Origin of the sequence: Amycolatopsis mediterranei (assembly GCF_026017845.1) — a bacterium.
GTDB lineage: Bacteria > Actinomycetota > Actinomycetes > Mycobacteriales > Pseudonocardiaceae > Amycolatopsis > Amycolatopsis mediterranei.
In genome coordinates this window covers 7,121,335-7,134,500 of record NZ_CP100416.1, presented here as the reverse complement: position 1 = coordinate 7,134,500, position 13,166 = coordinate 7,121,335, and the positions used below count along the sequence as shown (strand labels likewise).

Annotated in this window: 11 protein-coding genes; 8 read left to right on the top strand and 3 right to left on the bottom strand. The window is 68.6% G+C overall.

The window, feature by feature from the left end:
• Positions 1 to 231 precede the first annotated feature (231 nt).
• The 4 genes from ISP_RS31755 (at position 232) to ISP_RS31740 (ending at position 3,347) form a co-directional block, all read left to right on the top strand.
• Positions 232 to 657, top strand: a complete 426-nt coding sequence (locus tag ISP_RS31755) for a hypothetical protein (protein ID WP_013227974.1) — start codon at positions 232 to 234, stop codon at positions 655 to 657.
• A complete protein-coding gene (locus ISP_RS31750) occupies positions 654 to 1,295 on the top strand; it encodes a DUF3558 domain-containing protein (RefSeq protein ID WP_071831442.1) in 642 nt (213 codons plus the stop codon). The genes ISP_RS31755 and ISP_RS31750 overlap by 4 nt, the downstream gene beginning before the upstream one ends.
• A complete protein-coding gene (locus ISP_RS31745) occupies positions 1,295 to 2,584 on the top strand; it encodes a hypothetical protein (RefSeq protein ID WP_013227972.1) in 1,290 nt (429 codons plus the stop codon). The genes ISP_RS31750 and ISP_RS31745 overlap by 1 nt, the downstream gene beginning before the upstream one ends.
• A 64-nt stretch (positions 2,585 to 2,648) precedes the next feature.
• Positions 2,649 to 3,347: an ESX secretion-associated protein EspG gene (locus tag ISP_RS31740; RefSeq protein ID WP_013227971.1), complete on the top strand. Its 699-nt coding sequence runs from the start codon at positions 2,649 to 2,651 to the stop codon at positions 3,345 to 3,347.
• 60 nt (positions 3,348 to 3,407) lie between these two features.
• On the opposite strand, the gene ISP_RS31735 is transcribed toward ISP_RS31740, so the two are convergent.
• From ISP_RS31735 to ISP_RS31725, 3 genes are all read right to left on the bottom strand, one after another.
• Complete coding sequence (locus ISP_RS31735; RefSeq protein WP_013227970.1) at positions 3,408 to 4,277, bottom strand: MarR family transcriptional regulator; 870 nt, start codon at positions 4,275 to 4,277, stop codon at positions 3,408 to 3,410.
• A 147-nt stretch (positions 4,278 to 4,424) separates the two neighbouring features.
• Positions 4,425 to 5,633 carry an NAD(P)/FAD-dependent oxidoreductase gene (locus ISP_RS31730; protein ID WP_013227969.1) on the bottom strand — a complete coding sequence of 403 codons (1,209 nt, stop codon included), beginning with the start codon at positions 5,631 to 5,633 and terminating at the stop codon, positions 4,425 to 4,427.
• Positions 5,634 to 5,815: 182 nt separating this feature from the next.
• Positions 5,816 to 6,286 carry a PPOX class F420-dependent oxidoreductase gene (locus ISP_RS31725; RefSeq protein ID WP_013227968.1) on the bottom strand — a complete coding sequence of 157 codons (471 nt, stop codon included), beginning with the start codon at positions 6,284 to 6,286 and terminating at the stop codon, positions 5,816 to 5,818.
• Positions 6,287 to 6,374: 88 nt separating this feature from the next.
• Between ISP_RS31725 and ISP_RS31720 the strand changes: the two genes are divergently transcribed.
• The 4 genes from ISP_RS31720 to ISP_RS31700 all read left to right on the top strand — a co-directional run bounded on the left by ISP_RS31720 (position 6,375) and on the right by ISP_RS31700 (position 12,162).
• On the top strand, positions 6,375 to 7,349 hold the full coding sequence (locus tag ISP_RS31720; RefSeq protein ID WP_014467423.1) for an RNA polymerase subunit sigma-70: 975 nt from the start codon (positions 6,375 to 6,377) through the stop codon (positions 7,347 to 7,349).
• An 803-nt stretch (positions 7,350 to 8,152) separates the two neighbouring features.
• Entirely contained in the window at positions 8,153 to 8,674 is a 522-nt protein-coding gene (locus tag ISP_RS31710) for a hypothetical protein (RefSeq protein WP_230468452.1), read from the top strand.
• Between the two features lie 33 nt (positions 8,675 to 8,707).
• The gene (locus tag ISP_RS31705) at positions 8,708 to 9,109 is read left to right on the top strand and encodes a site-specific integrase (RefSeq protein ID WP_013227965.1); all 402 of its coding nucleotides are present in this window, start codon (positions 8,708 to 8,710) and stop codon (positions 9,107 to 9,109) included.
• A gap of 749 nt (positions 9,110 to 9,858) precedes the next feature.
• Positions 9,859 to 12,162 (top strand): NACHT domain-containing protein, encoded by a 2,304-nt coding sequence (locus tag ISP_RS31700; protein ID WP_014467422.1) that lies wholly within the window; start codon positions 9,859 to 9,861, stop codon positions 12,160 to 12,162.
• Positions 12,163 to 13,166: the final 1,004 nt, after the last annotated feature.

The window sequence follows — 13,166 nt, the reverse complement described above, 5'->3', positions numbered from 1 at the left end:
TCCCTATCTGTCATGTATTTGTCCAGGGACACCCAGACACGGTCGGGCAGTGTTATCAGTCGCATTGACCTGCGAAAACGTGACGCGGAGGTCAGTTCCTGTGTCCGGTTGCGCAAATGCAACAGGCAGAATCCGTCGAATTCCGTATTCGAGCTGTAGTTGCTCGGCTACGGTAGCTGTGCGACTGTACGGTCCGGCACGCAGCGATGAGCGGGAGGGGTTCACGCGGCCGTGGCACAATCACACACCGGCGTCGATCCGTGGCTGGCGGGGGTCGACGTGGAGATCAGGAACACCGGCGGCACCGAGCCGTCCGCCGCGTCCGGCGCGGGGTTCAGTCTCTCCGTCACCGAAGCGAATGCGGTGCTTGCCCAAGCGCAAAACGCGCTGGCAAAGCTCGTGGAACTGCGGCAGCAAACGGGGTATCTGAAGCAGGTTCGACCGGCAGCGCACGATCCGGCGAGTATCGCGTACAACGCGCGGCTGGTGAACGGCCGAGGTGTCTTCGACACGGCCAGGGACCACGTCGATGCGGAAGTCCGGTACCTGGGCCGGCTGATCGAGAAGGTCGAGCAGGCCTTGCGGACGACTTCCGGGTATGAATCCGAGGCGGCGCACGACCTCGCTGCGACGCCGCGCGGGGGTGTCGCGGGATGAATCGTCGGCGGCTCTTCGCAGTGCTTTCCGTGGTGGGACTGGTGGTTGCGTGCTCCCCGCGCACTGGAAACGAGGGCGGCACGTCGGGGAGTGCGCTTCCGGTGTCTCCCGGGAAAAACGCGGTGTCCTCCGCCTTGCCCTATGCGGGAGCCCCCAAGGTTCCCGACCCGCTGCCCGTCTCCGTGCTGTCCGGAGACCCGTGCGCAGACGCCCTGACCCACGAGCAAGTCGTGGCGGCGGTGGGAGTCGATGTGCCGGGCAAGCGCGGTGATTTGGCGCAGATCGGTCCGGGATGCACGTGGTTCAACCGCGACACGGGCGGAGCGGTGGGCGTCTCGTACACGATCAACACCCACGTCGGACTCAGTGGCGTTTACGCCAACACCCAGCCGCAATCCGCGGTGTGGAAGGAACTTCCACCGGTGCAGGGCTTTCCCGCGGTCGCTTACGCCGGCAACAACGGCGGAGCGGTCCCCGAGGGTTTCTGCCAGGCGAGCATCGGGCTCGCGGACAGCTTCTCCGTCGATGTCAGTCTCACCTTGGGATCGAGCAAGAGACACACCGAAGACGCGTGCAGCCTGATCACTCAGATCGCGGACATGACGGTCACGACGCTGAAGGCAAAGGCGGGTTCCTGATGTTCCCCTTCGACGAGCTGGGACACGCCGCACACGCCTTGATCCGCGAAGCCGAGCAGGCGGGCACCGCGCTCGTGCAGTCGGTCGACGACGCACTGGGATGGGCCGGCGATCTCTTCTCCGGTGATGTCGGTGTCCAGGCCATGCCGGTTGCGGACGTGGTCAATTACGTCATTGACGGTGACAGCACCAGCTGGGCCGACAATGGCAGCAAATCCGGAACGATCGGCGCCGATCACCACGAACTCGCCGGCGACCTGGCGGCCGTGCTGAACAACCTCGAGCCGGCGTGGACGGGGGAGGGGGCGGATCGTGCGCGCGAGCGGATCAAAGCCTTCAGCGATCTCGTCAGCGCGGCCGCGACGACCTTGAGCTCCAACGGCGGCAACGTCACCGATGCCGCCTACGGGTTCGAGCTGGCCCGGCGCTCGATGGAGCCGATGGGCGCTCCGCCCGACAAGACCTTCTTCGACGTCGCGGTTCCCTGGAACACCGACACCGAGGAAGCCATTGCGGCCTACAACGCCAAGGCGGAGAAGAACCTCGCCATCTACAACGACTACGCGACGCACCTGAGTAGCCAAGGTCAAGGACTCTCCGGTGACTACGGACAGCTGGCGCCCGATCGGACGGCCGGTTCCACGGACAGTTTCCGCGTGACGGGCGAACGCGACGTCGTCAAGCCGGACCGTGCGCAGGCGGATACGACTTCACCGGACACGCCGGCTGAGGAACGTGACCACGCAACACCCCAAACCAATGAGGTGAGGCCGGGCGAAACTGCGAGCCGCGGGACGACGGATGACGTGCGCGAGAAGGAGCCGAGCAAGAACTTCGCTAGGCAGGACGATCTGACGACCGCGGCCGGACTCACACCGTCGCTACGCCAGGCGGGTTCTCCGGTCCTGAGTGGATCCGACCTGGCGAAGCTCGGGCGCGCTGGGGCGCAGGTTCGCGACCCGGCTGAGCTGCCGCTCGTGGAGATTTCGCCTGGGGCGGCTCAAGGTTCGCGGGGCGGCGAGGCGAATGAGCTCGGCACCAAGGCGCGCCGCGGAGCCGGATCGCCGGGCGCTGCCATCCGCGGCAGCGCGGGCAAGGAAGTCGCCGGCAAGCGGGGTGCGGCCGGAGCAACGGGCGCGGCGACCCCGGCCGGACGTGTCGCTGCCGAGGACCGGGAGCACAAGCGCAAGTACGTTCACGACGACGGCAGCGTGTTCGCCGACGCCGTCGACGAGCTGGTGGATCCTCGCACCGGCCTTCCCCCGACCCCGCCGACCATCGGCACCTGACGCCCTCCGCGTACGTCGCCATGGCCTTCCCCGCCCTGTCGTCCCGCATCACGGAGTGTGTTTCGTGGCTGTCATCGACAGACCCGTCGTTCTGCCCAAGCTCGCCTTCCTGACTGCCTGGAGCATGCTCGACATCGGGGAGCTGCCGCCGGCGTTCGGCACCGGCCTGCAGCACTGGACCAGCACGGGCGGCCGTCGCGAGCTCGAGTCGAGGACCATGGCGGCGCTGAGCGAGCTCGGCTTGGCCCGCAACAAGCGGCTGAACGAACTCTGGCGATCGACGGTCGCCGTTCTCGCCGGGGCCGGCCGCGAATACTACGCATTCAGCAACTTCGCCGGTGGACGAGCCTGCGCCGTCCTCATCGCGGCCGGGGGCGGTGACGCGATCCGCGCGATCGTCGACGAGAACGTCGTGGCCCTGGAACCCATCGAGGACAAGTGGTTCGCGACTGCGCTTCTCGACACGCTGCCCGACGTTCCAGGCGCCGCCGTACGTCGGACCGTCGTAGCGCAGGACGAGCTCGAGTCGATCAACGAAGTGATCCGGCGACCGCGCACCGCCGTGCACCAGATCTACGTCGCGCGCCGCGACCCCGACGGCGAGCGCCACCGCAGCATGCCGATCAGCGCGATCGACCTCGAAGAGTCCGGCCGCGTGCTCGTGTACACCGACGGCGACGACAACCTCGTCATGCTCCCGGGAACCGCGAGGGAGTTCGTCCTCACCTTGAACAACACGTACGCCGGCCTTGCTGAGCCTTGATGCGGGATTTCAGCGCTTGAGGGTGGCTAGGACTCCAGCGTTTCCGGTGGGTGCGTCAGTTCAGGACCAGGACGCCACCCGGCGCGTCCCTTCCGGCTGTGTCAGGTGGTAGCCCAGCGAAGTTGCGACGTGCTTGACGGCCTGCCCCATGCGCAGGCTCCGAATCAGACCGGCCCGCCGCAGCGCCGCGGCATGCCGGCTGGCTGCGGCGTCCGACACGCCGAGCCTCGCGGCCAGCTGCCGTCCGGTGACGCCGCCGGACCGGACGATCGCCTCGAGTGTTTCCGCTCGGCCGGCGCCCAGCAGGGACCTCAGCGCGGCCAGCTGACCCGGCGCGGTCCGTGGCGGCGGGCCGGCGGGGACCCGGACGGTCAGGTGATCGCCGGTGGGCTCGCCCAGGGTCACCCGCCGGCTCAGGGCGACGGCCTGGATCCGCAGCGGACGCTCGCCGAGCTCGAGGTCGGCGTCGAAGGTGGTGGGCACCTCCAGGACGCCGCGCCGGAGCCGGATGCCGTGTCCGAGCTGGTGGAGCAGCGCCGAGGCGCCGCGGGTGGCGTAGAGGTGCGACCACCCGGCTGCGCGCGCCGCGACCGCGGAGCCGATGCCCGGGGAGTCCGGCTCGACGGTGGTGCTGCGCAGGTGCTCGACGGCCTTGTCCAGGACGCGGTGGGCCTGATGGTCGCCCTCGGCGAGGGCTTTGGTGAACGGCGTGGGCAACCGGCGGGCGAACAAATGTGACAGGTACCCGGGGGTGACGCCCTCGGCGAGATCCGGTGAGGTGCTGCGCGAGTAGAGCTGCGCCAGCGGGTCCTGGCGCAGCCCACCGTGGGCGTGGGCGAACCCGGCCGCGGTCAGTTCGGCGCCGAAGTCGGGATGCGCGCAGATCCCGACGTTGCCCAGCCCTTCGGACCCCAGGTGAATGCGGATCAAGGTGTCCCCCCGTGATCTAGCCGCCCCAGCAGCGCTTTTGTCCGCGCATCACAAAAGTACCGGTCTCGCGCGTGCTCCTCGTCCCTCGCGGCCGGCGTCGGCCGCGTTCGGCTGTGTGCACAGCAAGATCCTCACGGCACGCAGCGGTCAGACTGCCCGGTCGGCGGCGGCCGGTGCCTCGGCGTGGTTGGCGCGCAGCAGCTGCAGGCGCTTGGCGGCACCTCCCGGAAGGCGGTGCAGCTTGAACGAACCAGGCTTGTGCGCCTCCGCGGCCAGGTGCTTGGGGATGCCCTTGCAGACGAATTCCTTGATCCAGGCTCCCATGCCGTCGTCGATGTGCAGCCACACCGCGACGTCGGACCTGTTGGCGAATTGGTAGATGCCCGCGCTGCGGCCCAGGCTGATGCACTGGGCGTAGGACGACTGGCGGAGGTTCTCCGGCTGCTCACCCGCGAGCCGGCTGAGCACGGTGTCGGCGGCCCGCGCGCCCAGCGGCATCGCGTTCAGGCAGCTCATCCGCAGCGGCAGGCCGGACGGTGCGGCCGAGTCGCCGGCCGCGACGATGCGTGCGTCGTCCACGCTCGTCAGCGTTTCGTCCGTGAGCAGGCGGCCCACGGCGTCGACGCTCAGCCCGCTGCGGACGGCCAGGTCCGGAACCCCGAAGCCGGCGGTCCAGACGGTGACCTCGCTCGGCAGCTCACGGCCGTCAGCGAGCCGGACGGCGTCGCGGGTCATCGCCGTCACTTTCGCGTGGGAGCCGTCGATGACGGTCACCCCGAGTTTGGCCAGCCGCTTCGCCACCGAGCGCCGGCCCCGGGTGTGCAGGTACGGGCCGAGAACGCCGCCGCAGACCAGGGTCACCCGGCGGCCCTGCTCCGCCAGCTCGGCGGCGGTCTCGATGCCGGTGGGCCCTGCGCCGACCACCGTCACCGCGGCCGTCGCGGGCGCGGCGTCGAGGATCGGGCGCAGCCGCTGGGCGTCCTCCAGCGTGGAGATCGGGTGCGCGAACTCGGCCGCACCCGGCACGCTCGGTTCGGAGCTGCCACTGCCTACGGCGTAGATCAGGTAGTCGTAGCCGAGCGTGCCGCCGGCCGCCAGCGTCACGCTGCGCTCCGCCGCGTCGATCCGGGTCACGATGCCGACCACCAGCCGGACGCGCTCGGCCAGGACGTCCTGGTAGGCGACGACCGCGTCGTCGGACCCGCCCACCAGCTGGTGCAGCCGGACCCGGTGGACGAAGTCCGGGCGCGGGTTGACCAGCGTGACCGTCACGTCGTCGCGCAGCATCAGCCGGTTCGCGGCCATCACCCCCGCGTACCCGCCACCGATCACGACCACCTGCGTGTTCCGAGTCATGGTGCCTCCTCTGTTTCCCGGTGTTCGGCCTCAAGACACCGCGCCACCGGCCGCCGTAACAGGAGGTGAGTCAGATCACTGCACTGGAGCTGTGACCGCATCGGTTCGCCGAGTTTTGGTCGGCTGCGGGTTTGAGAGGGACCCAGCAGCTCACGTGCGCTGAAGGGCCCCTTCAGCGACGCTCAATGCTGCTCGGACGCCGCATCGTCGACCGGTGGGGCGTAGATGTGCGTGGGCCGCAGCCGGCCGACCAGTCTGTGCGCACCGGGTTCGGGCGGCGGGGTCGCGCCGCCCATGTACAAGTCGTACATCACCTGGTGGAAGGCGTCTTCCGGGTCGTCGGTCAGTTCGACGACGCCGGAAATGGCGGCGTAGGTGAACTCCGCTCCGTCCGCGACCAAGCCGTGGACCAGCAGGCTCACCCGCGGATCCCGCTGCATGTTGAGGGTCTTGCGGCGGCCCTCGATCGTGCTGAACAGCAGGTCGTCGCCGTCGGGTTTCACGAAGATCACCGAGGCCTGGGGTGAGCCGTCCCGGTTGGTGGTCGAGAGAATCGACAGGTGGGGCCCGGCGAGAATCCGCGTGGCGATCTGCCGCGCCGCCGCGCGTGGACGTCCGCTCAGCCAAGGGTCGAGGTAGCTGTTATCGGTCATACCCATGTTGACTCGGCCGCCGCCTCCGAAGAGTCGGCCGGACCGCGATTCCTTTCGGCGGGAGGGCGAGTCAGCATGCGGTGTGGCCATGCGTGACGCGAAGACCGACCAGTTCGACGCGGCGACCGCGCCCTTCCGGAGGGAGCTGTTCGCCCACTGCTACCGGATGACCGGCTCGATCGGCGATGCCGAAGACCTCGTCCAGGAGACCTACCTGCGGGCCTGGCAGGCTTTCGACCGCTTCGAGCGGCGGTCGTCGGTGCGCACCTGGATGTACCGGATCGCCACCAACGCTTGCCTCAGCGCACTGCACCGCAACCGGCGGCGGCCACTTCCGTCCGGGCTGGGACCACCATCGACCGATCCCCACGCCGCGACCGCGCCGGCACCGGCCGGGGTGAGCTGGCTGGAGCCGGTCCCGGACCGCCTGGTCGTCGACGACCTGTCCGATCCCGCCGAGGTCGTGGCCGCCCGCCATCGCGTCCGCCTCGCCCTGGTGGCGATGTTGCAATTGCTGCCGCCGCGCCAGCGGGCCGCCGTGATCCTCGCCGAGGCGCTCGACCTGCCCGCGGTCGCGGCGGCCGAAATCCTGAACGTGTCGGTGACCGCGGTCAAGAGCCTGCTGCAGCGGGGCCGGGCTCGTCTGGCCGAAGCCGCCCTCAGCGAGGTCGACGTGGCCGAGCCGACCGATCAGGGTGCCCGCCGGGCTCTCGACCGGTACATGGCCGCGTTCGAGCAAGCCGATCACGCCGCCATCAAGCGCCTGCTGGCCGAGGAGGCCGTGCTCGAGATGACGGGAACCAGCACGTGGTTTTCCGGGAAGGCGACCTGCGCACCGTTCATCACCGCCCAGGCCATCGGCCACCCCGGTGATTGGGCGATGGTTCCCCTGCGGGTCAACGGACAGCTCGGCGCGGCGGCCTACCATCGCGACAGCGACCAGACCTACCGCGCCTTCGCGATCGTCGTGCTGGCCACGACGCGATCTCACCTCAACCGCATCACCTTGTTCAGCGATCCCGGGCTTTTCGGACACTTCGCGTTACCGCCCCAATGGCGGTAGCGGGCGGTCGCAACGGGCTTCGGCGCCTGGAAGCCGCCGGTTTTCGCTCGAGCAGTTCGGCCGGCTGCAGCGGGGTGCGGTCTTCGTACATCGGCCCGATGAGCTGTACGAACGGGGCTCGCCGCGCGGAGCGCGGGAAGGAACGAGACAGCTCTTCGACACAGGCAGAGGTCTCCGATGCCCGCCCATCGACCCGCACATTCGCCCCGAACTGCGCGTTACCCCGTTCGACCTTCAACGATTGGCGTGCGAAGCGGTGCGTGCCGCCCTGTGCGCGGTTGCCTAACCGGCAGTTGCGGTTCCGGCGATCCGCATTGGAGCGCTGGCTTGCCGCGCGCGAGGAGGCTTCTGCGTGACGGACACGACCTTCGATGTCCCGTATCTGGGACGTGCGGGTCAAGACCGGGCGTCCGCGCAAAGATGGCAAAACCGGGAAAGCAATCGTATGTTGTGCGCTGGGTCGTCGCTGGGCAGGAGTTCCCCAAGACCTACGCGACGTCGAAGCAGGCTGAGAGCTTCCGATCGAAACTGGTCGTGGCGCAATGCAGTGGCGAGGCGTTCCGTGTTTTCAGCGGTCTTCCGGTGTCGATGGCCCGCGCCGAGAACGACAAGCCGTGGTTCACCTTCGCGCAGGCGTATGTGGACATGAAGTGGCGCCGCGCGGCGGCGAACTCCCGTTCCAGCAACGCTGATGCGCTGGCGACGGCGACGCTGGCTCTGCCGGCAACATCAACCGGCGGAATACGAGCAGGACCCCGGATGTCGAGGCGGCGTTGGCGTGGCTGGGCACGAACGCGGTCAAGGTGTCACGCCTTGAGGACCTCACGGTGCTCGGGGGCGTGCTGGATCAGTTCGCGCTGAAGATGGACGGCACCGAGGCCGCGGCGAAGACCGTCTACCGCAAGCGGGCGGTGGTGTTCAACGCTCTCGAATACGCGGCGGAGCAGAAGCTGCTGCTGAAGAACCGGCTGCCCGAGGTGAAGTGGACGGCACCCAAGCGGGTGCGGGCGATTGACACGTGTGTGGTGGTCAACACGAAGCAGGGGCCGCAGCTGCTCGCCGCGGTGGCGGACCAGAAGGTCATGCGGGTTCCGCGGGGCTCGACGGAGCCGGTGATCGTGGAACGCCGCTCGTCCGGGCCCCGGCTGGCCGCGTGCTTCGGCACGATGTACTACTCGGCGCTGCGGCCCGAGGAAGCAGTGATGCTGCGCGACATCGACCTGAAGCTGCCGCGGAAGGGCTGGGGCGAGTTGCTGGTGTCGGAGACGGCTCCCAGTGCGGGGGCGGCGTGGACCGACAGCGGGCAACGGCGTGACCGCCGCTAGCTCAAGCAGCGCGCGAAGGGGGAGGTGCGGCCGGTGCCGTGCCCGCCGCCGCTGACCGCGATGCTGCAGCACCATATTGAGCAGTACGGCGTCGCCGAGGATGGCCGGCTATTCCGGAGCATGGACGGTGGCGACGTCGCCGAGTCGACCCTAGCCCGGGTGTGGGACAAGGCACGCAAGGCAGCGCTGGCGCCGGAGGAATACCGGTCGCCGCTCGCGCGCCGGCCGTACGATCTGCGGCACGCCTGCGTTTCGACGTGGCTTGCAGGGGGCGTGCTGCCGGCGCAGGTGGCGATCTGGGCGGGACATTCGGTGGCTGTCCTGCACGCGGTATACGCCAAGGTCCTGGCCGGGCTGGAAGAAGAATCGCTGGGCAAGATCGCCCGCATCCTCGGCCTGCCCGCCGACGACGAGGACGACCTCGATCGCGATTAACCCAACCCCGATCGGGACCATTGATCGCGGCCGGGCATCATAATCGGCTCCTGTCTAGGCCATACGAGGTCAGGGGGCCGAGTAATGCCGGTTACGTCATGCCTGGGCGGCCTTCCCCGCCGCTTCGGATGCATGATCCATCGGGGCCTTCTCGTCCCCTCTCACTCGCCGGTATCCCGCTGCCGTGACGGGACTATCGCGCGCCGTCAAATGTCCAGCGCCAGGGTGCGAGGAGCCCTACCTCACCGCGAAGCGCCGCGCCGCGGGGATCTGCTTGTCGTTCGCCACCGCCGTAGGGCCACCATGTTGCCGGCCGTCGGACCACCGACGGCAGGCGATCGGCCGAGAGAACGTGTTCCAGACTTGACGTGCGGACCGATCACGGCGAGGGCAGCCGAACATCCCGTAATGCCGATGATCGGTTCTCCGGTGATGTGCTGGGATTTTGTCGATTCTGTGGGTACCAGTGCGGTTAAGCGTGGCCCTTGCTGTTCGCCGGAATAAGCATCCGAGGGCTGCCGCGGTGCGGATCCTATGGTGAACTGCATGTCCGCTCACCAGAATGTCGTCAACACACGGCCCGCCGCGGCTGACCCGAGCCGGTCCCTCGCTCGGGGCAAACGGTGTTTCCTTCACGCCGTTTGCCACAATGGGTCTTACATCGCTTGTCATATGTGGTCAGAATCAAGGGTGTGACGGGATGGAGACAGTGGGCATCAGCCGCGGCCGCGCTCGCGGCCGGGTGCGCTGTGCTCGTCTTTGCCTTGCGTTCGTCGAACGGCCTGGCGTCGGCGGCCACGATCGGTGCGCTCATCGCCGGGTTGACGCCTCTCGTCGTGGGGTTGATCATGTGGGCGCGGCGGCCCCCGTCGGTTGCCGCGACCACCTCGACTCCCGAGCAGGTCGACGCGGCCCGGCGGCAGCTGGCCGGACTGGTGTCGAGCCAGTGGCAGACGGAGATCATCGTCCGCCAGTTGGACGACCCGGGCCCGCTCGCGGTGCGGTGGCACTTCACCGAGCTCGACGTAGCTGACCGCGCCGAGCACATCGTCAGGACAAATCCGTTGCGGTCGCTGTTCCGCCGAGGCGGGCCCCGGCTCACCGGCCGAACCGATCGCATCGGCGACATGGCCACGGAGTTCCGCAGGTTGACACGGCGACGGCTGGTGATCGCCGGGGAACCCGGGATGGGCAAGACCACGCTGGCCGTGCTGCTGGTCCGCGAACTACTGGATCACCCAGAGCCGCACGACCCGGTTCCCGTTCTGTTGTCGATGTCCGGTTGGAACCCTGACGCCGAGTCCCTGCACGAATGGATGTCCCGACGGCTCGCTGAGGACTACCCCGCGTTGCGGGCCACGGCCTTCGGCCCGGACGCTGCCCGTTCGCTGGTGACCCAGCACCGGATCCTGCCGATCTTGGACGGTCTGGACGAGCTACCGGCGCAGACCCGCCCCAAGATCATTGTCCGGCTGAACGAGGTGGCCACCGACCCGCTCGTCCTCACCTGCCGGACAGCGGAATACGAGGCAGCCGTGGCCGCGCCGGGAGGAGACGTGCTCACCGCCGGGGCGGTCATCGAATCCAGTCCCGTCATGCCCGCCGACGCCGCCGCGTACGTCGCGGGTTGCCTGCCACCGCGGACCCTCAACGACTGGCGGGACCTGCTCGCCGCGGTCAACGGCGACCGGCGGACTCCCGTCACCCAGGCGCTATCCTCTCCGTTGACGCTGTGGCTGCTGCGCAAGGTCTACGTCGACACCCGGACCAGTCCCGCCGAACTGTGCGACATGAGCCGTTTCCCCACCGCCGACTCGATTACAGATCATCTCCTCGACCACTTGGTCGAGGCCCTCATCCGCGCCAACCCACCCCGCGGCGAGGGCGACGAACACCCGTTCCGCCCTCGGCGTACCTGGGATCCTGCCGGAGCCAAGAGATCGCTGGCCTTCCTCGCCCATCATCTGACCGCGATCGGCACCCGCGACCTCGCCTGGTGGCAGCTCCGCCGTGCCGCGCCCCGTCTGATCGCGCTCGTCTCCGGCGCCGTCGCCGGGCTTGCGATGGGGCTCGTGGCTGGGCTCTACATGATGTTCGTCGTAGGGCCCGCGAACAGTCTCGCGGTGGTGCCGGCCGCGCTCGTGTTCGGTTCCGTGGTCGGCCTCACCCGGAGCCTCACGGTCGGGCTCGGGCTCGGGCTCGTGCTCGGCCTGAACTTCCTGGTCGCCGGCCTGTCGGCGTTCATCGAAGGCCAGCCTGCGACCGGGCTGATCATCACGATCCCCGGTGGGGTCATGACCGTCGCCGCCGTCCTGCTGGCACTCGAGGATGTCGGTCACCCGGCAGATCAACGGCCTGCCTACGTCGATCTACGCCTACGCGGGCGAACCCGGCTGCTCGCCCGAAAGCTCACCGGCTGGAACGAAAAACGGCCGGTACTGACACTCGGGGTCAGCCTCATCCCCGGGATCGCGGCAGGGCTCGCGACGGGACTCTCGAACGAGTTCATCCATGCCAGCACAGACGGGCTGAAGGTCGGGCTGGTGTTCGGCGCCGTCGTCGGGCTCGCGACCGGACTCGCGGCCGGGCTGATCGACTGGGCCGAAACTCCGCTCAGCGACGAGCGCCCGCAAACCCCCACCCTCACGTTCCACCGTGACCTGCAACTGCTGTGCCTCAAATCGCTCGCCGCCGGAGCCGCCGCCGCGATTGCGTTCGGGGTACTCGACGCACTCACCGTCGGGACCGGCCGCTCCTACGGTCTCGCCTACGGACTCTCCGGCGGGCTTCTCCTCACCCTCATCTTCGGGCTGCTGAACGGAGCCATCTACGCCCTCGGAATCGCGCTCGGCGCCGGACTCCACCAACCCAGCGGGCGCTACCTCATCACCGCGGCCACCTTCCGCGTCCAGGGCCGGGTTCCCGCACGTCTGCTGAGCTTCCTCGACGACGCCCACCGGCTCGGCATACTCCGCGAGGCCGGCCCGGTTTACCAGTTCCGGCATGCCAAACTGCACGACCACCTCGCCCGGGAATACGCGACCCACACATGACTCGCGCGGGTCTACCCAGGAGTCAGTGTGCGTCATCGCGATCCTGATTGATCGACACGGCGCTTTAACCTGGGCCACGACCGGCGCAACGTCCGGCCGTGCCGCATATCGGCCGTTCATGAACGCGGCGGCGGCCAACGAACCGCGTGAAAATCGCTCCACTCGTGCGCTGGAGTCGGTGGCCCCATGACCGGCGCACAGTGGTCCCTCGGCCTGCCCAAGGACAGTCTGCTCGGAGTGCGCTGTCTCGTGATGCCGGCACCAAGGCCAGCCCGGCAACGCCAACAGGGCCCCCGGTCTGGCGACACCGGAGCGCAGGCACCGAAACAGCTCTCCGTTCGGCACTGGCAGGGGACTGTCGACCAGTCCTGACACCGCCCACGCCGGGCATCGGGCGGCCAGCGTCGGCGCCGCCAGCGGGCCAGGATTACCTCCGCCCCGGCCAGGACACCGCCGCCCACTACCGTCGTCTCCGGCTCCCCGCTGCCAGAATCAGGGAGCAGCCGACCGGCCCGCGCCCCGCTCGTCCGGGGCCTCGGATCCGCCAAAAAGTAGACCGCGAATAGACCGCGACTGGCCGCAGACCGCCAGTTTCAGCCGCATACAACCGGACATCCCGGACTGGATCGCCGCTCCAAAAAGCTCTGCTCAGGAGCCTGTTTTCGCAGGTCAGGCTGAGTGCCCCCGGAGAGATTCGAACTCTCACTGGACGGGTTTTGAACGGATCTTGAAACGGCTCTCTGACCTGCGTAACAGCCCAGCTCTGTCACGACTTGGGGGCGTATTGGGGGTGGCGCCCGCGCGCCTGGGCTGTCCACTGGGTCGTGCAAGATCGCCGTATGGGATCCGAAGCGGCACATCAAGACGTTGCGGTCACCGCGGCACGTCTCGTTGCGACCACCGGTGAGGTATGGCGAGAAGGCCGAGCGCCGGGCATGGTGGTCGGCGCTTGCTAGGCGCGTTCGTGGGCGGCAGGACGTGGCTACCTCTGATGCCTCTTGGTG

What these genes read in the sequence shown, in the direction of transcription:
- ISP_RS31750 (WP_071831442.1), top strand. Translation starts at nt 654, where the DNA reads ATGAATCGTCGGCGGCTCTTCGCAGTGCTTTCCGTGGTGGGACTGGTG.
- ISP_RS31745 (WP_013227972.1), top strand. Translation starts at nt 1,295, where the DNA reads ATGTTCCCCTTCGACGAGCTGGGACACGCCGCACACGCCTTGATCCGC.
- ISP_RS31725 (WP_013227968.1), bottom strand. Translation starts at nt 6,286, where the DNA reads ATGACCGATAACAGCTACCTCGACCCTTGGCTGAGCGGACGTCCACGC.
- ISP_RS31730 (WP_013227969.1), bottom strand. Translation starts at nt 5,633, where the DNA reads ATGACTCGGAACACGCAGGTGGTCGTGATCGGTGGCGGGTACGCGGGG.
- ISP_RS31720 (WP_014467423.1), top strand. Translation starts at nt 6,375, where the DNA reads ATGCGTGACGCGAAGACCGACCAGTTCGACGCGGCGACCGCGCCCTTC.